This window comes from Amycolatopsis mongoliensis, from assembly GCF_030285665.1.
Taxonomy (GTDB): Bacteria; Actinomycetota; Actinomycetes; order Mycobacteriales; family Pseudonocardiaceae; genus Amycolatopsis; species Amycolatopsis mongoliensis.
In genome coordinates this window covers 1,071,127-1,091,460 of the sequence record NZ_CP127295.1, presented here as the reverse complement: position 1 = coordinate 1,091,460, position 20,334 = coordinate 1,071,127, and the positions used below count along the sequence as shown (strand labels likewise).

At 69.7% G+C, this 20,334-nt stretch carries 19 protein-coding genes, 2 tRNA genes and 1 other RNA gene; 13 read left to right on the top strand and 9 right to left on the bottom strand.

Translation table 11 applies throughout. From position 1 onward, the window contains the following. Positions 1-23 precede the first annotated feature (23 nt). On the top strand, positions 24-3,032 hold the full coding sequence (locus QRX60_RS05035) for a UPF0182 family protein (protein WP_285999631.1): 3,009 nt from the start codon (positions 24-26) through the stop codon (positions 3,030-3,032). 67 nt (positions 3,033-3,099) lie between these two features. Further along, positions 3,100-3,173: transfer RNA gene (locus QRX60_RS05030), tRNA-Met, on the top strand. A gap of 129 nt (positions 3,174-3,302) precedes the next feature. Here QRX60_RS05030 and QRX60_RS05025 read toward each other — a convergent pair. Continuing rightward, entirely contained in the window at positions 3,303-4,727 is a 1,425-nt protein-coding gene (locus QRX60_RS05025) for an FAD-dependent monooxygenase (protein WP_285999630.1), read from the bottom strand. 94 nt (positions 4,728-4,821) lie between these two features. Here QRX60_RS05025 and QRX60_RS05020 point away from each other — a divergent pair, with 94 nt between their 5' ends. The 8 genes from QRX60_RS05020 to QRX60_RS04985 all read left to right on the top strand — a co-directional run bounded on the left by QRX60_RS05020 (position 4,822) and on the right by QRX60_RS04985 (position 10,772). Then, positions 4,822-5,406 (top strand): TetR/AcrR family transcriptional regulator C-terminal domain-containing protein, encoded by a 585-nt coding sequence (locus QRX60_RS05020; protein ID WP_285999629.1) that lies wholly within the window; start codon positions 4,822-4,824, stop codon positions 5,404-5,406. A gap of 77 nt (positions 5,407-5,483) precedes the next feature. Next, positions 5,484-5,560, top strand: a tRNA-Met gene (locus tag QRX60_RS05015). Positions 5,561-5,940: 380 nt separating this feature from the next. Further along, positions 5,941-6,441 carry a PadR family transcriptional regulator gene (locus QRX60_RS05010; protein ID WP_285999628.1) on the top strand — a complete coding sequence of 167 codons (501 nt, stop codon included), beginning with the start codon at positions 5,941-5,943 and terminating at the stop codon, positions 6,439-6,441. A 63-nt stretch (positions 6,442-6,504) separates the two neighbouring features. After that, complete coding sequence (gene prfB / locus QRX60_RS05005; RefSeq protein WP_285999627.1) at positions 6,505-7,608, top strand: peptide chain release factor 2; 1,104 nt, start codon at positions 6,505-6,507, stop codon at positions 7,606-7,608. Positions 7,609-7,720: 112 nt separating this feature from the next. Beyond that, positions 7,721-8,410, top strand: coding sequence for a cell division ATP-binding protein FtsE (gene ftsE / locus QRX60_RS05000; RefSeq protein ID WP_285999626.1), 690 nt, complete (start codon positions 7,721-7,723; stop codon positions 8,408-8,410). A 46-nt stretch (positions 8,411-8,456) separates the two neighbouring features. Next, complete coding sequence (ftsX, locus tag QRX60_RS04995) at positions 8,457-9,350, top strand: permease-like cell division protein FtsX (RefSeq protein WP_285999625.1); 894 nt, start codon at positions 8,457-8,459, stop codon at positions 9,348-9,350. 46 nt (positions 9,351-9,396) lie between these two features. Further along, positions 9,397-9,879, top strand: coding sequence for an SsrA-binding protein SmpB (smpB, locus tag QRX60_RS04990; protein WP_086849338.1), 483 nt, complete (start codon positions 9,397-9,399; stop codon positions 9,877-9,879). After that, positions 9,876-10,772, top strand: a complete 897-nt coding sequence (locus QRX60_RS04985) for an amidohydrolase family protein (RefSeq protein ID WP_285999624.1) — start codon at positions 9,876-9,878, stop codon at positions 10,770-10,772. The genes smpB and QRX60_RS04985 overlap by 4 nt, the downstream gene beginning before the upstream one ends. Here QRX60_RS04985 and QRX60_RS04980 read toward each other — a convergent pair. Continuing rightward, complete coding sequence (locus tag QRX60_RS04980) at positions 10,762-12,063, bottom strand: acyltransferase family protein (RefSeq protein WP_285999623.1); 1,302 nt, start codon at positions 12,061-12,063, stop codon at positions 10,762-10,764. The genes QRX60_RS04985 and QRX60_RS04980 overlap by 11 nt on opposite strands. A 94-nt stretch (positions 12,064-12,157) precedes the next feature. Then, on the bottom strand, positions 12,158-12,382 hold the full coding sequence (locus QRX60_RS04975) for a hypothetical protein (protein ID WP_285999622.1): 225 nt from the start codon (positions 12,380-12,382) through the stop codon (positions 12,158-12,160). Positions 12,383-12,522: 140 nt separating this feature from the next. Between QRX60_RS04975 and QRX60_RS04970 the strand changes: the two genes are divergently transcribed. Further along, positions 12,523-12,954, top strand: a complete 432-nt coding sequence (locus tag QRX60_RS04970) for a GlcG/HbpS family heme-binding protein (protein WP_285999621.1) — start codon at positions 12,523-12,525, stop codon at positions 12,952-12,954. On the opposite strand, the gene QRX60_RS04965 is transcribed toward QRX60_RS04970, so the two are convergent. The 3 genes from QRX60_RS04965 to QRX60_RS04955 are packed head-to-tail and all read right to left on the bottom strand — an operon-like array spanning position 12,939 to position 15,421. Next, positions 12,939-13,580: a response regulator transcription factor gene (locus QRX60_RS04965; RefSeq protein ID WP_086864789.1), complete on the bottom strand. Its 642-nt coding sequence runs from the start codon at positions 13,578-13,580 to the stop codon at positions 12,939-12,941. The two genes, QRX60_RS04970 and QRX60_RS04965, sit on opposite strands and share 16 nt — an antisense overlap. Before the next feature lie 39 nt (positions 13,581-13,619). Beyond that, positions 13,620-14,750, bottom strand: coding sequence for a sensor histidine kinase (locus QRX60_RS04960; RefSeq protein ID WP_285999620.1), 1,131 nt, complete (start codon positions 14,748-14,750; stop codon positions 13,620-13,622). Continuing rightward, a complete protein-coding gene (locus QRX60_RS04955) occupies positions 14,747-15,421 on the bottom strand; it encodes a sensor domain-containing protein (protein WP_285999619.1) in 675 nt (224 codons plus the stop codon). Before QRX60_RS04955 ends, QRX60_RS04960 begins: the two co-directional genes overlap by 4 nt. A gap of 159 nt (positions 15,422-15,580) precedes the next feature. Between QRX60_RS04955 and ssrA the strand changes: the two genes are divergently transcribed. Continuing rightward, positions 15,581-15,949: a transfer-messenger RNA gene (gene ssrA / locus QRX60_RS04950) on the top strand. Positions 15,950-16,433: 484 nt separating this feature from the next. Then, entirely contained in the window at positions 16,434-16,643 is a 210-nt protein-coding gene (locus QRX60_RS04945) for a hypothetical protein (protein WP_284749433.1), read from the top strand. On the opposite strand, the gene QRX60_RS04940 is transcribed toward QRX60_RS04945, so the two are convergent. The 3 genes from QRX60_RS04940 to QRX60_RS04930 form a co-directional block, all read right to left on the bottom strand. Next, entirely contained in the window at positions 16,644-17,882 is a 1,239-nt protein-coding gene (locus tag QRX60_RS04940) for a GGDEF domain-containing protein (protein ID WP_408630205.1), read from the bottom strand. A gap of 139 nt (positions 17,883-18,021) precedes the next feature. Then, entirely contained in the window at positions 18,022-19,239 is a 1,218-nt protein-coding gene (locus QRX60_RS04935) for an MFS transporter (protein ID WP_285999617.1), read from the bottom strand. Between the two features lie 127 nt (positions 19,240-19,366). Beyond that, positions 19,367-20,149: an IclR family transcriptional regulator gene (locus QRX60_RS04930; protein ID WP_285999616.1), complete on the bottom strand. Its 783-nt coding sequence runs from the start codon at positions 20,147-20,149 to the stop codon at positions 19,367-19,369. Positions 20,150-20,334: the final 185 nt, after the last annotated feature.

Here is a 20,334-nt window from a genome sequence, read left to right as displayed (position 1 = left end):
TGACGAAGACAGGAGCGTGCGCCGTGGCGACTCGGCCCCCGGTGAGCCTGCCGAAGCTGTCCCGGCGGAGCCGGATCCTCCTCATCATCGCCGCGGTGATCGTGCTGGCGCTCCTGCTGGGAGCCCGCTTGCTCGACACGTACGTCGACTGGCTGTGGTTCGGCGAAGTCGGTGCGCGCTCGGTGTTCACCACCCAGGTGGTCACCCGGATCATCCTGTTCTTCGCGGTCGGGTTGCTCGTCGGCGGCGCGCTCGCGATCAGCCTGATGATCGCCTACCGCACCCGCCCGGTGTTCGTGCCGATCTCCGGCGCCGACGACCCGCTGGCCCGCTACCGGTCCGCGATCGTCGCCCGCATCCGCCTCTTCGGCATCGGCATCCCGGTGCTCACCGGCCTCATCGCCGGCCTGTCCGCCCAGGGCGACTGGCAGGTCGTGCAGCTGTTCCTCAACGGCACCTCGTTCGGCCAGACCGATCCCGAGTTCGGCAACGACGTCGGCTTCTACGCCTTCGACCTGCCGTTCTTCAACTGGCTGCTCGGCTGGCTGTTCATCACCGTCGTCGTCTCCTTCTTCGGTGCGCTCATCTCGCACTACGTCTTCGGCGGCATCCGGCTGGCCGGCAAGGGCGGCCAGCTCGCCGGCCCGACCCGCGCGCAGCTCGCCATCACCGTCGGGATCTTCGTGCTGCTGAAGGCCGCCGAGTACTTCTTCGACCGGTACAACCTGCTGCTGTCCGACCGGAACATGCCGCTGTTCGTCGGTGCCACCTACACCGACCTGAACGCGGTCCTGCCCGCGAAGCTGATCCTGCTGTGCATCTCGGTGATCTGCGCGATCGCGTTCTTCGCCGGTGCCTTCCTGCGCAACCTGCAGCTGCCGGCGATCGCCCTCGTGCTGCTGATCCTGTCGAGCATCCTGGTCGGCGTCGCGTGGCCCGCGATCCTCGACCAGTTCTCGGTGAAGCCCAACGCCAACGAGAAGGAAGCGGCGTCCATCCAGCGCAACATGGACGCCACCCGCCGGGCCTTCGGCCTCACCGACGTCCAGTACCAGCCCTACACGGGGAGTACGACGGCCACGCCGGACCAGCTCAAGGCCGACGCCGGGACGATGTCGAACATCCGGCTGCTCGACCCGAACATCCTCTCCGACACCTTCACCCAGCGCGTCGGGCGCGAGAACTTCTACGGCTTCCCGGCGAAGCTCGACATCGACCGCTACACCGTCGGCGGTGTGACGCAGGACTACATCGTCGCCGCCAAGGAGATCAAGACCGAGGGCCTGACCGGCAACCAGACGAGCTGGATCAACAAGCACCTCGTCTACACCCACGGCAACGGCTTCGTCGCCGCCCCGGCCAACACGATCGACCGCGCGGTCAAGGACGCCAACTCCGACGGCGGTTACCCGATCGCCACCACCAGCGACACGCAGAACCCCGCCGGCGCCGGTTCGCCGGGCGCCGGCCAGCCCGGCATCGAGGTCAAGGAACCCCGGATCTACTACGGCGAACTGTCCGCCGCGGACTCCGACTACGCCATCGTCGGCGGCACCACCGGCAACGCGCCCGGCGAGTACGACACCGCCACCGACCGCTACACCTACAAGGGCACCGGCGGTGTCTCGGTCGACAACTGGTTCAACCGCCTCGCCTTCGCGGCCGAGTACGGCGAACGCAACATCCTGTTCTCCGACGCCATCGGCGACAACTCGAAGATCATGTACAACCGCGACCCGCGCGAGCGCGTCAGCAAGGTCGCGCCGTGGCTGACCCTCGACGGCGACCCGTACCCCGCGGTCGTCGACGGCAAGATCCAGTGGATCATCGACGGCTACACCACGATCAACAACTTCCCGTACTCGCAGCAGACGCAGCTCGGCGCGGCCACCAACGACTCGCTCAACGGCGTCGCCCGCCAGGCCAACAGCTCGATCAACTACATCCGCAACTCGGTCAAGGCGACTGTCGACGCCTTCAACGGCACCGTGACGCTGTACTCGATCGACGACAAGGAACCGGTCCTCAACGCGTGGGAGAAGGTCTTCCCCGGGCTCGTGAAGCCGAGCTCCGAGATCTCCCCGGACCTGCGGGCCCACTTCCGCTACCCCGAGGACCTCTTCAAGATCCAGCGTGAGCTGCTGTCGCGCTACCACGTCAGCAACCCGCAGGAGTTCTACTCGCAGCAGGCCTTCTGGAGCGTCCCGCAGGACCCGACGGCCGAAGGCGGCGCCAACCCGGCCGCGGCCGGCGCCGCCAACCAGCCCGGCTACTACGTCCTCGCCGACACCCCGGGCCAGAGCAAACCGACGTTCCAGCTGACCAGTTCGCTCACCGGTCTGCAGCGGCAGTACCTCGCGTCCTGGATGTCGGTCTCCTCCGATGCGACCGACTACGGGAAGATCCGCGTCCTCCAGCTACCCAGCGCGGCCACCGGGGCCACGCAGGTCGACGGTCCGGTCCAGGTCCAGAACCGGTTCCAGAGCGATCCACGGGTGGCGCAGGACCGGACGTTGTTCAACAACCCCAACGTCATCCCGATCTACGGCAACCTGATCACCCTGCCGGTCGCCCAGGGCTTCCTCTACGTCGAGCCCGTGTACATCCGGCAGCGCAACCAGAACTCGTATCCACAGCTGGCGCGGGTGCTCGTCTCGTACGGGCCGAAGGTCGGCTACGGCGCGACGCTCCAGGAAGCGCTGGACCAGATCTTCGGTGCCGGCACGGGCGAAGCGACGACCACGCCACCCCAGGCGGGCCAGCCCACCACGCCCACGCCACCGACGACTCCGACGACCACCCCGACCACGACGCCACCCAACACCAGCGGTGGCAACGCGGCGCTGGACAAGGCGGTGACGGACATCCAGTCCGCCCTCGCCAAGCTGCGGGCCGCTCAGCAGTCGGGCAACTTCGCGGACCAGGGTGCGGCTCTGGCCGCGCTGGATGCCGCGGCCAAGGAGTACGAGGCGGCCAAGACAGCGGCGCCCGGGACCAGTACTCCGCCGCCCAGCAGCCAGCCGGGAGGGTGACCTCAGTTACCTAACGGGCACCTGCTTTGCGCCCCTCTGAAACCAGGGCGTAAGGTAGGTGTCACGACGCGGGGTGGAGCAGCTCGGTAGCTCGCTGGGCTCATAACCCAGAGGTCGCAGGTTCAAATCCTGTCCCCGCTACAGAGGTCGGAGGCGTGTGTTCGCGGAAAGCGCGAACCGCGCCTCCTTCGCATTCCCCTGGGGGTCGGACCCCCAGACCCCCGCCAGGGGGGCTTCGCCGCCCCTGGACCCCCCGGGTGTGTGGTTACCTCAGGTCGTTAGCCAGGCTTCTGTTGAGCCGCCTGTTGTTGCTACGTAGCCGTCTGGGCGGACGAGGATCTTTGTTAGGTCGGGCCAGGGGAGTTCTGGTACCTCGGCTACGACTACCTCCGGATGGGGTGTCGGTGCCGGGGTTTTCGTCAGCAGGACGAACTTTCCACTGTGGAACCAGTCGCTTACGAAGCCGTTCGGGAGCTTGAAGTCCGGGAGGCGGGCGCCTGCTGCCGGGTGGGCTTCTTCCTTCGGTGCGTAGCGGATGTCCAGGCCTGAGACCATTCCCGACAGCTTGTGCTGGACCTCCGGGATCGCCATCAGGTCGCGGAACAGGCCGCGCAGGGCCAGCTGGTCCGGGGTCAGGGGAATCAGGGCGTTCTGGGCCGCCACGTTCTGCAGCACCCGGTCCGCCACCGCGCGACGCTCCGCTTCGTACGTGTCCAGGAGACCGGCCGGGGCCCGGCCGCCCAGCTCCGCCGCCAGTTTCCAGCCCAGGTTCATCGCGTCCTGGACACCCAGGTTCAGCCCCTGACCGCCGGCGGGGAAGTGGACGTGCGCCGCGTCGCCCGCCAGCAGCACCCGGCCCACCCGGTACTTCGCCGCCAGACGGCTGTCGTCCGAGAACCGCGACACCCAGCGGATCTCTTCGACCTCCGCTTCCGCGCCGAAGCGTTCGCGAACCGCGGCGCGGACCTCCTCCTCCGGCACCTCCGCCCGGAGGTCCTCCGGGCGGTTCAACCGGTCGCCGTAGCTGAGGCGGTACAGGTTCGGCTCACCGAGCGGGATCAGGCCGACGAACTTGCCCGGGCTCGGCGACGTCACCATGTTCCCCATCGACCGCCACTCCGTCGGCGCACCCGGCGGCGTCGTCCGGAACAGGACGTCCGCCGAGACGCCGTGACCGCGCCCTTCGATCCCCTCGAACGGCAGGTTCAGCGCCTTGCGCACCGCGCTGCGGCCACCGTCGCACCCCACCAGGTACGCCGCCCGCACCCGCAGGTCACCCGCCGTGACCGTCACGCCGCCGGCGTCCTGCTCGAAGCCGGTCAGCTCGTGGCCGCGGAGCACCTTCACGTTCTGCTCGGCCAGCCGCTCCTCCAGCGCCGCCTCGACCTGTGCCTGCGGGATGCCCACCTGGTAGGGGTGCCGCGTGTCCCAGCCGGTGTAGCGCACCGGGATCACCGCGAAGTGTCCGTCCGCGACAGTCGCGAACGACCGCTGCTCCGCCCGGCCCAGCAGGCCGCGCAGATCCAGGACCTCCGCCGTGCGCGGCTGCAGGTTCAGGGCCTTCGACAACCCGGTCCGGACGGGCAGGCGCTCCAGAACCACGACGCCCACCCCGGCCAGCGCCAGCTCGTTCGCCAGCATCAGCCCGGTCGGCCCCGCCCCCGCGACGACGACCTCGGCGGTCAGCTCGTTCATCCCCAGCTCCTTAACAACGTTAAATTGACCTGACCCGAGGGTGCCCTTAACATCGTTAAACTGTCAAGCCGGTACCGCGAGGAGAGTCGAAAGAATGGCCCTGACCAGGCAGAACATCGCGCGCTCGGGGCTGAAGCTGCTCAACGAGGTCGGCCTCAACGGGCTGACACTGCGACTGATCGCCGCCGACCTCGGCGTCAAGGCGCCGGCGCTGTACTGGCACATGAAGAACAAGCAGGAGCTGCTCGACGAGATGGCGACGCAGATGTACGCCGATTCGGCCGTGGATCGCCGTCCGCCGGACTCGCTGGGGGAGTGGGAGGCCGTCGCGCACGGCGCGCGGGCGCTGCGGCGGATGATGCTGTCCTACCGCGACGGCGGGAAGGTCTTCGCCGGCACCTACCTCGGGGACACCGGCCTGGTCGGGCCGAGCCCGCTGCGACGGAGCATCGAGGCCGGGCTGGACGAGCGCCGGGCGGCCCAGGCACTGTTCACCGTGTACAGCTACGTCGTCGGCTTCACCATCGAAGAGCAGGCCGTCTACCCGATGCCCGGCCAGTTGGACGAGCGCTACCGCGGCGCGGACGCGGGCGACCTCCTCGCCGACGTCGGCTCGCGGTTCGAGGACGGGCTCTCGATGGTCCTCAGTGGAGCACGTCAGTGGCTGGAATCGGCGTAATGCCTGGTCAGCCGGTTGGGGGACCCCGGTGTAAACCGCGTTGCCACCCCGTGTAATCTATTCAAGTACCACAACGGCGCGGGGTGGAGCAGCTCGGTAGCTCGCTGGGCTCATAACCCAGAGGTCGCAGGTTCAAATCCTGTCCCCGCTACCACGAAGAGGCACGTTCTCGGAAATTCGGGAACGTGCCTCTTTTGTCATGTTCGCACGAGTTTCGCTGCCGACTTTTCCGCGAAACTGTCGAATCGCTGCGGATCCCACGATGTGAACGCTGTTTCCGGGTGGTTGCGGTGCGTGTCCGGAGTCCGCCAAGCCGGGGAGGGCCGTCCGCCGAACTCACCTGCCTGGCGGCGTCGGGGCGGCTCGCATGCGGCTGGTTGGACCAAAGTGCCACCCCAGGTGGTTGCACAGCGTGTCCGGGGTCCACAGTGGACCTGGTCGCATTGGGCCGAACGAGGGGATCTCACTAGCCACAATGGACAGATCTGCTGACCACTGTGGACACAGCGGCCGATAAGTGGGAATCTAGGGGACGTGTCCGAATTGAATGCAACAGCCGCCGCCCTGCTCGGTCTGCTCCACGACGGTCCCGCCACCGGCGGGCAGCTCGTCGCGGGAGCGGGTGAGCGATTCGGCGCCTTCTTCAGCGTCACCCGCAGCCAGGTGTACCGGGAGCTCCCGGCGCTGTCCAAAGAAGGTCTCGTCCGGCTCGGCAAGCAGGGCCCGCGCTCCAGCCAGCAGTACCTGATCACCGCCGCCGGCAAGAAGGCCTTCAAGGCCTGGCTGACGTCCGAGGCCGGTCCCGACCACCTGCGCAGCCCGCTCATCCTGCGGCTCGTGCACGCGGCGTCGCTGACCGCGAAGCAGCGCCAGGTGCTGCTCGACTCGGCCCGGACGAGCTACAGCCAGCAGCTCGACGACGCGAAGGCGGCCACCAAGGCGGCCGAGGGGCCGTACGAGAAGGCCGTCGGCGAGTTCGCCCAGGCCCAGGCCAAGGCCGCGCTGAAGCTGCTCGACGCCATCCCCGCGGCCTGAGGTTCGCGAGCCCACGACCGGTCCTCGCAACCGGTCGTGGGTTTTGCCGTAACCTTGACAAACGTGAGTGATGAGTTCGACGCGGCACTGAAGGACCTGACCGGCAAGCTGACGCAGATCGAGTCGGTGATGGACCTGGATGCGCTGCGTGCCCAGGTGGCCGACCTGGAACAGCAGGCTTCGAGCCCGACCCTCTGGGACGACCCGGAGGCGGCTCAGAAGGTCACGAGCCAGCTGTCCCACCGGCAGGGCGAGCTGCGCCGGGTCAGTGAGCTGCGCCAGCGGCTCGACGACCTCGGCGTGCTGTACGAGCTCGCCGAGGCCGAGGGCGACTCCGGCAGCATGAGCGAGGCCGAGAGCGAGCTGGCCGACCTCGGCAAGGCCATCGACGGCCTCGAGGTCCGCACCCTGCTCTCCGGCGAGTACGACGACCGCAACGCCGTCGTCACCATCCGCTCCGAGGCCGGTGGCGTCGACGCGGCCGACTTCGCCGAGATGCTGCTGCGCATGTACCTGCGCTGGGCGGAGCGCCACGGCTACCCGACCGACGTCTACGACATCTCCTACGCCGAAGAGGCGGGCATCAAGTCGGCGACGTTCACGGTGAGCGCCCCCTACGTCTACGGCACCCTCTCGGTCGAGCAGGGCACCCACCGGCTCGTCCGGATCTCGCCGTTCGACAACCAGAGCCGCCGGCAGACGTCGTTCGCGCACGTCGAGGTGCTGCCCGAGGTCGAAGAGGTCGACCACGTCGACATCCCGGAAAAGGACATCCGGGTCGACGTCTACCGCTCGTCGGGTCCCGGTGGCCAGAGCGTCAACACGACCGACTCCGCGGTGCGCATCACGCACATCCCGACGAACATCGTCGTCTCCTGCCAGAACGAGAAGTCGCAGCTGCAGAACAAGGCGGCCGCGATGAAGGTCCTCCAGTCGCGGCTGCTGCAGCGCAAGAAGGAGGAAGAGCGCAAAGAGATGGACGCGCTCAAGGACGGCGGCTCGAGCTGGGGCAACCAGATGCGCTCCTACGTGCTGCACCCGTACCAGATGGTCAAGGACCTGCGGACCGAGTTCGAGGTCGGCAACCCGACCGCGGTGCTCGACGGCGACATCGACGGCTTCCTCGACGCCGGCATCCGCTGGCGGAAGCAGTCGGCCACCGGCTGATCGGCGCAAGGGGTGTCCGCTCGACCGCTCACCGTGCGCAAACGCCCCTTGCTCCACTCGGGTGGACCGGGCAACCGGGGCTTCACGAGACCGGTGGGTAGTATGCCGAATCGTGATCCGGCTCGAAGAGGTTTCCAAGGTCTACAAGACCTCGACGCGGCCCGCGCTCGAGCGGGTGTCCGTCAACATCGAAAAGGGTGAGTTCGTCTTCCTCATCGGTCCCTCGGGATCGGGGAAGTCGACCTTCCTCCGGCTCCTGCTGCGCGAAGAGACGCCGAGCAAGGGCCGCGTGATGGTGTCGAACTTCGACGTCGTCAAGCTGGCCCGCCGCCGCGTCCCCCGCCTGCGGCAGACCATCGGCTGCGTGTTCCAGGACTTCCGCCTGCTGGCCAACAAGACCGTCGCGGAGAACGTCGCGTTCGCCCTCGAGGTCATCGGCAAGCCCGCCCCGACCATCAAGAAGGTCGTGCCCGAGGTGCTGGAGCTCGTCGGCCTCGACGGCAAGGCGGACCGGCTGCCCAACGAGCTCTCCGGTGGTGAGCAGCAGCGCGTCGCGATCGCGCGCGCGTTCGTGAACCGCCCGCTGGTGCTGCTCGCCGACGAACCGACCGGGAACCTGGACCCCGACACCAGCCAGGACATCATGCTGCTGCTGGAGCGGATCAACCGCACCGGCACCACCGTCCTGATGGCGACCCACGATCACTCCATCGTGGACTCCATGCGGCGCCGCGTCGTCGAGCTGCAGCTCGGCCGGGTGATCCGCGACGACGCCCGCGGCGTCTACGGCATCGGTCGCTGACCGCCCCACCCCGCCCAGCCCCCGACCCCAAGGACCAGACCCCGACATGCGCGCCAGTTTCGTCTTCAGCGAGGTAATCACCGGCCTGCGCCGCAACATCACGATGACCATCGCGATGATGCTGACCACGGCCGTGTCGCTCGCCATGCTCGGCGGCGGCCTCCTGGCCGTGCGCACGATCGACAAGATGAAGTCCAATTTCCTCGCCGACGTCGAGGTTTCGGTCTACCTCACCGACGACATCAGCGCGACCGACAAGAACTGCACGCAGTCGCTGTGCCAGTCGCTGCGCTCGTCCTTGCAGAGCAACGACGGCGTCGAGTCGGTCGTGTTCGAGAACCGCGACCAGGCCTTCGACCGGTTCAAGAAGATCTTCGAGAGCCAGCCGGAGCTCATCCAGCTGACCGGGCCGGAGTCGCTGCCCGCGTCGCTGCACGTGAAGCTGAAGGACCCGGACCGCAGCGAATCGATCGTGCAGGAGTACGGCACCAAGCCGGGCGTGCGGAAGGTCGACGACCAGAAGAAGTTCCTCGACCGCGTCTTCAACGCCTTCAACGGTGTCCGCAACATGGCCTTCGGCGCCGCGCTCATCATGGCCATCGCGGCGCTGCTGCTGATCGCCAACACGATCCAGGTGTCGGCGTTCACCCGCCGCACCGAGGTCGGCATCATGCGGCTGGTCGGCGCGACCCGCTGGTACACGCAGCTGCCGTTCCTCCTGGAGGCGGTGGTCGCCGGCGTGGTCGGTGCGGTCCTCGGGATCATCATGCTGATCATCACCAAGGCCGGGTTCCTCGACTCGGTGTTCACCGGGGACGTCTTCCCGAAGATCACCATACTGGAGCTGCTGTTCCCAGTGGCGCCGATCCTGCTGGCGGTGTCCGTGGTGATCTCCGCCATCACCGGGTACGTCACGCTGCGGCTGTACGTCCGGCACTAGGTTTAACCAGCTGCTCGTCGTTTCGAGAATCACGTAGAGTGGTCGTATGCCCAAGGAACGTGGCCAGAAGGTGATCGTGTCGAACCGCAAGGCGCGGCACGATTACTCCATCCTCGACACCTACGAGTGCGGTCTCGTGCTCGTCGGCACCGAGGTGAAGAGCCTGCGCGAGGGCAAGGCGTCCCTGGCGGACGCGTTCGCGACGGTCGACGACGGCGAAGTGTGGCTGCGCAACGTGCACATCCCGGAGTACACGCAGGGCACGTGGACGAACCACACGCCGCGGCGGACCCGGAAGCTGCTGCTGCACCGGCGCGAGATCGAGAAGCTCATCGGCAAGACCAAGGAGAGCGGGCTCTCCTTGGTCCCGCTGTCGATGTACTTCAAGGACGGCAAGGTCAAGGTCGAGATCGCCCTGGCCCAGGGCAAGAAGGCCTACGACAAGCGCCAGACGCTCGCCAAGCGCGACGCGGAGCGGGACATCAGGAAGGCCATGGGCCGCGCGCTGAAGGGCCGGTTCACGGAGTGACGGCGGGCCCGGCTTCCGATGCCGACGTGGCTCGGTGGACGGCGTCGCTGGGCCTGCCGGGCCTGGTCGACCTGCACGTCCACTTCCTGCCGAAACCGGTGATGGACAAGGTCTGGGCGTACTTCGACCGGGCCTCGACGCACTACGGCACCGAGTGGCCGGTGCACTACCGGACGTCCGAGCAGGAGCGGCTGGAGACCCTGCGTTCGCTGGGTGTCCGGCGCTTCGCCCCGCTCGTCTACCCGCACAAGCCGGGCATGGCGCAGTGGCTGACCGAGTGGGCGCTCGAGTTCGCCTCGAAAGTTTCGGACGCGGTGCCGACCGGCACGTTCTACCCCGAGCCCGGCGCCGGGTCCGCTGTGGACGGTGCGCTGCGCGCCGGCGCCCGGGTGTTCAAGGCGCACGTGCAGGTGGGCGCGTACGACCCGCGTGACGAGCTGCTCGAGCCGGTGTGGGGCGCGCTGGCCGACGCGGGTGTCCCCGTCGTCGTCCACTGTGGACACGGTCCGTTGCGGGGCGACTTCACCGGGTTGTCGGTCTTCGAAGAGGTCCTGGCGCGGCACCCGAAGCTGACGGCGGTGCTCGCGCACGCGGCGATGCCCGAGTTCGGGACGGCGTTCGACCTGCTGGCGAAGTACCCGCGCGTGCACCTGGACACCACGATGGTCGGGGTGCCGTTCGCCGAGCGGATGTCGCCGCTGCCGCCGGACTGGACGGCGCGGCTGGCGGACGTCGCCGACCGCGTCGTGCTCGGCACGGACTTCCCGAACATCCCGTACTCCTACGCGACGCAGCTGCAGGCGATCGCCGGCTGGGCGGCCGACGATCGCCTGGGGGAGCCGTTCCTGCGGGCCGTCCTGCACGACACCCCGCTGCGGCTGCTCACCGCCTGACGGTGGCCCGTTCGCTCACGGCGACCGCGCGGCCCAGCAGTTCGATCACCGGAACCTGCTTGCCCGCCAGGAGGAACCCGGCCGTCGCGAGGACCACCCACGGCACCGGGCCGTGCGCGATACCGTCCGACAGCGGCGCGAACCCGTGCGCGGCCAGGCCGAGCAGGCCCCCGGAGATCATCAGCCCGGCGACGACCAGCTGCGGCACCTTCGCGGTGACCTCGGCGGTGTCGCGCTGCAGCTCGAAGTGCGCGAACAGCCGCAGCAGGCCCAGCAGCACCAGCCCGCACACCGCGAACCACGCGGGCGCCATGACGAGCCAGAACAGCGTGCCCGGCGCCGGCGTCTCGTAGTCGAGGCCGTAGACCGTCACGCCCGCGACGACGACCAGCGCCGGCATGTGCCAGAGGTAGACGCTCATGAACCGCGCGCCGAGCCAGTCGAGCGCGTGCCCGGCGCCGGGGCGTTCGGCGAGCGCGTTGAGCTGCGGGCGGAAGGCGAGCAGCAGGCCGATCTGGCCGACGGCGAGGAAGGCGAGCAGCACGGTCGGCGGGCTCATGTTCGACACCGGCGCGCCCGGCATGCCGATCATGCTGGCCGGGTACGGGCCGAACGCGACCATCAGCGCGGTGACGCCGAACCCGGCGGCCGACAGGCCGAGCGCGGCGCGGCGGGTGAGCGAGCCGAGGCGGCCTTCGACGTAGTGGAAACCGAGCTGGTGGACGGCGACCCAGACGAAGATCGCGTTGGCGTACCCGATGTACCCGAGGTCGTTGAAGCGGGCGACGTCGACGAGGACGCCGGCGACCCCCATGACCAGCGGAACCTTCAGCCCCCAGCGGCGGTGCGCGGCGACCATCGGCGGCGTGAGGAGCACGACCAGGACGTAGACCGCGAGGAACCACAGCAGCTGCGCGGCGATGGCGCCGGCCACCTGCACCGGCTGGGGCGGGATGCCGAGGCCGCGGAGGAAGTCCGGCATGACGAGCCAGACGGCCAGCAGCGGAAGGACCGGCAGCATCAGCCGCTTCAGGCGCGCCGCGAGCCACGTCCGCGGGGACTCCGCCCGGCGGAACGAGATCAGGTTGGCCGCACCGCCGGCGAAGAACACCAGGGGCATGACCTGCGACCCCCAGGTAATCGCCCACCACCCCGGCGTCGCGAGCGCGTTGCCCGTGGCGAGGTGACCGTCGGAGTAGGACAGCACCGGCATGACCCAGTGCTGGGCGATCACGGCGAGGATGGCCCCCGCCCGGACGACGTCGAGGAAGCGGTCCCGGCTTGTCTGCATGCGTCCCAGCCTGGCCGCTTCGACCTGCGGGAACAGCGGTGCTGACCGGCGTCTTCGGGGTCCTGTTCACCCCCGGTGGATGCGGGGGTTCTCCCTACCTCGTGCCGTCGGGCTCGGGTTCGTGCTGCGTCGCGGTGACCCGGTATTCCCAGCCGTGCTCGGTGAGGCCCAGCTCGTAGCGGGTCTCGATCTTCGGGCCGCCGTGCAGGTGGATGTGCCGGATGACGGTGCCGGGCACGGGCTCGGCGTCCCCGAGCTCCTGGACGCGGCCGTCGAGCGGGCCGCCGAAGAAGCGGACGCAGCGGGTTTCGTCCGGCATCTGCGCACTCCTCTCCGGTGGGTCCGCTCATGGTAAGTGAGCGGTGTGGGGGGTGCCGCCCGCGGAACGGGTGACCCTATGTCCACTTTACGGGACTTTTGGTCACCGTCTGTCCGCTCGGCCTCGGTAAGCTCGCTTTCATGATCGAGTCTCCCCGCCTTCCGGGTCTCACCCTGGCCGATGCCGACGAGCTGGTCGAGGCCGCGCTGGCGGTCGGCGCCGAGCGCGGGTTCTCGCCGCTGGCCGTGGCGGTGCTCGACGTCGCCGGCGAGGTGATCACGTTGCGCCGCGCCGACGGCGGGATGCCCATGACCAGCCGGATCGCCGTGGCCAAGGCCCGGACCGCGCTGCTCACCTTGCGGCCCTCGGGCGGGCTCGAGCTGCCGGGACCGATCGTCGACGGCATCCAGCACCTCTTCCACGGCGACTACGTCCCCTACGCCGGCGGCGTCCTCGTCACGGACGGAGACGTCGTCCTCGGCGCCGCCGGGGCTTCCGGCGCGCACGCGCGTGAAGACGAACAGGCCGTCCAGGTCGCCGTGGAACGGTGGCGGGCTCAGCGGCCCAGGTAGGTCAACACCGCCCGGACCCGGCGGTGTTCCTCCGCGCTCGCTTCCAGGCCGAGCTTCGAGAAGATGTTGCCGATGTGCTTCTCCACCGCGCCGTGCGAAACGACCAGTGAGTTCGCGATCGCCGTGTTCGACAGGCCCTGGGCCATCAACCCCAGCACCTCCGACTCCCGCGCCGTCAGCGCGTCGAGGGGATTGCGGCGGCCGCGGGCCATCAGCTGGGCGATCACGTCCGGGTCGATCGCCGTGCCGCCGTTCGCCACCCGGCGGACCGCGTCCAGGAAGTCCGCGACGTCCGCCACCCGCTCCTTCAGCAGGTAGCCGACCCCGCCGGCGCCGCCGGACAGCAGCTCCACCGCGTACGACTCCTCGACGTACTGCGAGAGCACCAGCACCGGCAGCCCCGGGATCTCCTTGCGGGCCGCCAGGGCCGCGCGCAGCCCCTCGTCGGTGAACGTCGGGGGCATCCGGACGTCGACGATCGCCAGGTCAGGGCGATGTTCCTTGACCGCGCCGAGCAGGTCGTCCCCGTTGTCGACGGCCGCGGCCGTCTCGATGCCCTCGTCGGCGAGCAGGCGGGTCACCCCGGCCCGCAACAGCACGGCGTCTTCGGCGATGACTACCCGCATCCGGCCCCCAAGCTCGTGGATGAACGGGGTCCAGCCTATTCACCACTGGCAGGGGAGGTCAGCCCGGATTACGGTCGGCCCGCCCACCGGGCTCACCACGGTGATCACACCGTCGATCGTCGCGGCGCGGTCGGCCAGCCCGGCCAGCCCGCCGCCGGGGCGCACCTCGGCGCCGCCGTGGCCGTTGTCGGTGATCTCGACGACCACGTGGTCGTCGGTCCGCCACACCTTCACGCCGGCTTCGGTCGCTCCGGAGTGCTTCGCGATGTTCGTCAGCGTCTCGCCGACGATGAAGTAAGCCGTCGTCTCCACCGCGGCCGGCGGCCGCGGGTCCACGGTCACCGTCACGTCCACCGGGATCGGCGACTTGGCCGCCTGCGCCGACAACGCCGCGTCCAGCCCGCGGTCGCCGAGGACGGCCGGGTAGATGCCGCGCGCCAGGTCCCGCAGCTCCGACACGGCGAGCTTCGCGTCCGAGTGCGCCTCGTCGATCAGCTCCCGCACCATGTCCGGGTCCTGGTCGAACTTCGACTTCGCCCGCCCCAGGCTCATCGCGACCGCGACCAGCCGCTGCTGCGCGCCATCGTGCAGATCACGCTCGATGCGGCGCCGCTCCGCTTCGGCCGCGTCCACACCCCGCGCCCGCGAAGCCTGCAGGTGCTCGGCCTTCTGCTCCAGCCGCGTCGTGCGGTTCGGCCCCAGCAGCGCGATACCCAGCTCGCCGTGCAGCCAGCCCAGCCACGGCGTCACCCAGACCGCCATCGGCAGCAACACGATCGACGCCAGCGCGATCCCGAGCTCCGCGCACGCCAGCGGGAACGCCACCATCAAGTACGCCAGGTCACGCCACGTCGTCGGATCGCTCAGCCGCACCATCCAGCGCCGCAGCAGCGGCAAGTCGTCCAGCGAGCGCCGCTCCACCGGCGGCAGCGGCACCCGCAGCATCGCGCCCATCCACGCCCGCTCGCGGTCCGCCGACCAGCGGACGAAGCTCGTCGTCGCCAGCAGGATCGGGAACCCGACCCACACCACCGCCGTGCCGACCCCCACCGCGATCCCCGTCACGATCAGGACGAACTGCAGGATCCGGAAGAAGAAGCTGACCAGCATGTACACGATCGTGCGAGCCGGATTCGGCCGCGGGTGCTCCAGCTGCTGCGCCTCGGTCATCCCGCCACCAGGTTCTTTTCTTCCGCGTCTTCCCACCAGCGCTCCATCCGACGGCGCTGGGCCACGGTCGTCCCCAGCAGCGCGGTCGCCAGCCGGGCGTGCATCCCCGCCAGCGCCTTGGTCAGCGCCACCGACAACGCGATGAACAACACCCCCAGCGCTGCCCACGGTAGCGCCTCCACCGTCGAATCCACGGTCAGCCACCGCAGGTCGTACGACGGGAAGTAGTACGCGCCCTCCGGCAGCCACCGGAAGTAGACCGGCAGGCCCGCCAGCGCCAAGCTCGTCGACCAGAACGTCGTCACCAGCACGAACTCGACGATCCCGAGCGGGAACAACAAGAAGAAGTAGGTGAGGTCCCGCCACGTCGACGGGTCCTTCAACCGCCCCTTCCACCTGTTCTTCTGCCCCTCGGCCGGCAGCGGCAGATAGGGAAGGTCGATGTACCGGTCCAGCAACGCGTAGACCCGCGCCCGCTCCAAACGAGCAGCCCCCCGCACCGCCAGCACCAGAAGCGCGAGCAAACCCACCCCCACCCACACGATCGCGGTCCCCAGCCCGGCCGCCCCGAACGCCGTCAGCAACGCGAACGCCAAGACCCCCAGCGGCAGGTTCATCAGCAGGAACACCACCGACCCACCGAACGGCGGATCCCGCCTCTCGCTACCCATGACCGGGCTCCCTTCATCCCACGATGGACTCAAGGATCGTCGCCCCGGCACCCCGCCGACATGGTGCGCGCGGGCATCCTCCCGGTAGGGCTGGCCCTACCCACCGGGACTAAAGAGGTGGCGGTACGCGTTATGATGTACAGGTTATGTTCCCACCAAGGGGGTGAACGGTTTCGACTTTGGACGTTGATCCAGGAGAAGCGTGCCGGTGCAGGCGAGAGACCACCGTTAAGCGTCATCGCAACCAAATAAGCGCCGACTCCAGTCAGCGCGAGTACGCCCTCGCCGCCTGAGCGAGTGCGTCTCTGTCGGCCCGGGTTCGCCTCCGGCCCGGGTACCGGCATCAGCTAGGAGGCTCAGCGGCAGTCCCGGCCACGGGGAACTGTCGTGAAGCAAACAGTGGCTGGGCTCGTCACCTCAGCTTGTTCGCGTGACTGAGGGGGCCAAGTAGAGACGTAGCGGACTGCGCACGGAGAAGCCCTGTTGATACGCCAGAGGACCCGGGTTCAATTCCCGGCACCTCCACCTTCGAGAAGGCCGTCGCCCCTTCGGGGCTTCGGCCTTCTCTTCGGTTTCGTCCATGTCTTCTGGGGGTCGAACCCCCAGACCCCCGCCAGGCGGGCTTCGCCCCCTGGACCCCCTCCCCGGGGGCTTCGCCCCGGGACCCCGCCTTGTTTGCGGCTTCGCCTCTCTCTCCGGGGCTTCGCCCCTGGACCCCGCTCTTTGGGGCTTCGCCCCTTGCCCCCGTCTTGGCTGCGCGTCTTGCGCGCGCGCTCTGGGGTGGGCTTCGGGCTTGGCGGGCGGCGGCCGGGTTGGGGATTGCTGGTGGTCAGCTGGGTGTCTAGCTGGTTCTGCTGTGCCTCGCCCACTTGGGCGGGCCTTCTGGCTCTGCCCTCCACGCCGCGTGTTCGGGGCTCGTGATGGGGGCCACTTGTGGGTGAAATTCTTGTGAGTGTCATGCTGGACACCCGACCATGGCTCCGCACCCGCGGAGTCGGAAGTAGGTGGCCAGATGACCTGGGCCCGTTCCAATGGCAGCTCGACCGCCAATGATGAAGACAGCCGGATGGGCGTTATCCGGGCCGAGGAGGCCGTGCGGCTCGCCGAACAGAACGATCGGGCCGTCATCACCGTGGCCGGGCACTCCTCCGATGTTCGGGAGTGTGCCGAGTTGCTTGCGATGCTCGGGCTCGATGCCGGGCGGCGGCACAAGATCGCCTGATCACACCAGGTCCGCCACGTGGACCACCTTGTTCCGGCCGGTTGCCTTTGCGTGGTACAGCGCGGTATCCGCTGCGTCGAGCAGGCGCTGTAGGGATGTTCCGGCCCCCGGGTAGACCGCCATGCCGATCGAGGTCGACAGGCCCGTGATCGACAGCTGGCCCACGGGGACCTTCAGGGCCGCGACGGCCCGGCGGATGCGTTCTGCCACCGCTCCGATGTCCGGGTGGGCGATGCCCGGCAACAGCACCACGAACTCTTCGCCGCCGAACCGGCCCACCGCGTCGCCGCGGCCGCGGACCGCCGAGATGATCGCCTCCGCCACCGCTCGCAGCACCGCGTCGCCCGCCAGGTGGCCGTAGGTGTCGTTCACCTGCTTGAAGTGGTCCAGATCCAGCATCAGCAAGCCGAACGTCGAGTGCTGGCGCGTGGCCGCCGCCAGGGTTCGCTCCGCCAGCGCGTGCCAGCCGCTCGTGTTGTACAACCCCGTCTTCTCGTCGCGGTGGGCCGCCACCTCCAGCTGCCGCACCAGCACCGTCCGGTGCAACAGCAGGAGCGGCGGGAGCACCAGCACCACCAGGCCCGGCAGGACCGCCAGGGCCACGGCGTTCAGCGCGCCCAGGCAGAGCGTCGCCACCTCCAGGCCGTTGTCCGACCACGTGCCGAACAACGCCTCCGGCGTCCGGCCGACCTCGCGGCGCGCCGGGAGCACCAGCAGCGCGTTCACCACGAAGAACGTCGCCCCCGCGGCCGCGATCGCGAACGTGCCGGCCCAGCCGCGGGAAAAAGCCGAACGGACGTCTTCGGCACCCGAAACCCGCAGCACCGCCTGGGCCGCGTAGCACGAGAGCAGGATGATGGCCGCGTTGCTGACCGTCCTCGACACCGGCACCCGCTGCAGCCGGTACCAGCTGCGGACCGCCAGGTGCGCGTACAGGCCGCCGACCAGCACCGCCAGCAGCAACGGCGGCAGCAGCAGGACGCCGGCGAACGTCCACACCGACGTCATGTTGATGTGCGGCGTCCCCGACACCCGGCGGCGGATGCGCTCGACCCGGCGGCCCGTCTCCGACTGGACCACGCCGAGGACCAGCAGCACCGCGAGGATCAGCACCGTCCGGCGGTCCACCGCCACCGGGAACGGACGCAGCGTCAGAACCACCGCCACCACTTCGCTCAGCAGGCAGTAGACGACCACCCGCGGACCTTGCCGCCACAGCGCCCAGCGCCGCGGAGCCACGAGGACGTCACGAAAGCGTGGTACACCGCGCGGGGCCCCGGCACCGGTCTGCATACTCATGGTGTCCGGCCGGTGACGGAGCCGGTACGGCCCGAGGAGCCGAAGGGAGGCGCGCCATGTGCGGACGCGACAACTGAGGTCATGGTTCCTCCAGCCCGACCCGGCGCCACGCCCTCGCGATCGGCACGGCCACCGCGGCACCCGCCGCCCCGGCCGCGGCGATGGTGTGCGCCGGGCCCAGCACGTCGGCCAGCGCGCCCGCCGCGGCCGCCCCGACCCCCTGCACGGTGATCAGCCCCGCCGAGTTCACCCCGGCGCACTGCGCGCGGTGCTCGTCCGGCACCCGCCGCATGAACGACACCGTGCCCTGGATGTTGTAGCCCGTGGCCAGCAGCCCGGACGCCGCCAGCAGCACCACCGACAGCACCAGCCCCGGTCGGAAGACGAACACGACCAGCGGTAGCCCGGCCGCGATCCCCAGCCACCCGAGCACGCGGATCTGCGCGTGTTCCGGGATCCACTTGCCGAACACGACGCCGCCGAGCACGCTGCCCGCCGGGTCCGCCGCCATCAGCAGCCCCACCAGCGCCGCGCCCGCGCCGATCCCGGCCGCGTACGGCGCGGCCAGCGCCTCCGGCACGACGTAGAACCCGGCCAGCCAGTTCAGCGCCACCAACGTCCGCAACACCGGATCGCGCCAGATCAGCCGGATCCCCGCGGAGGTCGTCGAGAGCCAGGCCGGCCGGACCGCCTGCGCGACCGCCGCCCGTCGCCGCACGCCCGCGACCAGGAACACCGCCGAGAACACGAACGTCACCGCGTCCAGCGCCAGGGCCGCGGACGGCGCGAGCGCGGCGATCAGCAGCCCGCCGCCGGCGAACCCGGCCAGCTGCGCGCCCTGGATCGTCACGTTCCGCAGGGCCATCCCGACCAGGTAGCGCTCGCCTTCGAGCACCGAGGGCAGCAGCGCCTGCTGCGCGGCCTTGAACGGCCCGCCCAGCGCCGTCATCACCGCGACCAGCACGCACAGCACCCACAGCGGGACGCCGGGGACCGCGATGACGCCGACCAGCGCGGCGCGGGCCAGGTCGGCCACGACCATCACGTCCCGCCGCGGCCACCGGTCGCCCGCGCCGGCCAGGAGGATCCCGCCGACCAGCGAGGGCACGTAGGTCAGGGCGTAGGTCAGGCCGGTCAGGGCCGCCGACGAAGTGCGCTGGTAGACGAGGACCGCGAGCGCGACGCGCGCGAGCTGGTCACCGCAGACGGACAGCAGTTCGGCGGCCCACATCGCCCGGAACTCGGCGACGGCCAGGACCGCGCCGAACCCCACCCTCGTCACCCGTGCGTCGCCCATCAGCCGGCGCCTTCCCCTTGCGCCCCCACTCGCCGGTGTCCCTCGATACCGCTCTGCAGTCACGGTAATAACCCAGCGGAGTGGAATCGAGCCGTTCGGTGACAGTTGCCCCGATCGCACCAGCGCGTCAGCCCGGGTGGCCGCCGATCCGGCTGGTCAGCTCAGCCGCCGTCTTCGCCACCTCGGCCGCCAGCTCCGGCCACGTCTCCGCGCACGGCTCCGCCGCGCAGTGGTGGCGCAGGGTCACGCTGATCGCGGCCATCGGGCGGGCGCCGTGGTCGAAGACCGGAGCTGCCACCGACGCGAACCCTTCGGTCACGTGGCCGTCCTCGACCGACCAGCCGAGCCGGCGCTCCGCCGTCAATGTCCGGCGCAGCTCGGCGAGGGTGCGCGGACCGCGTCCGGTGCGGAGCACGAACGCCGACGCCGACGGGAACAACGCCCTCACGTGCGGCGCCGGCAGGTGCCGCAGGATCGCCCGGCCGGACGCCGTCAGCTGGGCCGGCAGCCGGACACCGACCTCCGTCACCAGCGTCTCCGGCCGGGCCGGGCGCTCCTTGATCAGGTACAGCGACTCGTTGCCGTGCAGCACGCCCAGGTGCGCGGTGTGGCCGGCGCGGTCGACGAGCTTGCGCAGCAACGGCCCGGCCAGGCGTTCGAGGGGGTCGTGGCGGAGGTAGGCCGAGCCGAGTTCGAACGCCGCGATGCCCAGGCCGTACCGGCGTTCCGCGGGCAGGTGCACGACGAACCCGGCCGCCTCGAGCTCGCTGAGCAGGTGGTACGTCGTCGACCGGGGGAGACCCGCTTCGCGCGCGATCGCCGACGCGGTCACCGGGCCGGGGCGCGTCGCGAGCAGGCGCAGTACGGCCAGGCCGCGGCGCAGCGCCGGAACCTCGCTGCTGTCGCCCACGGCTCACCTCCTCCAGCGCCCCAATGTGGCGTTCGGTGCGTGGGACGCACCGAACGCCACATTGGGTGCGTCTGACGCACCCAACGCCACATTGGGGCGGTTGGGGCCAGGGTAACCGCTGAGTCTGGGATACCAGACAGAACCACTCGTTGAGGCATCCCACCAGCGGGAAACGCCGTGTCCAA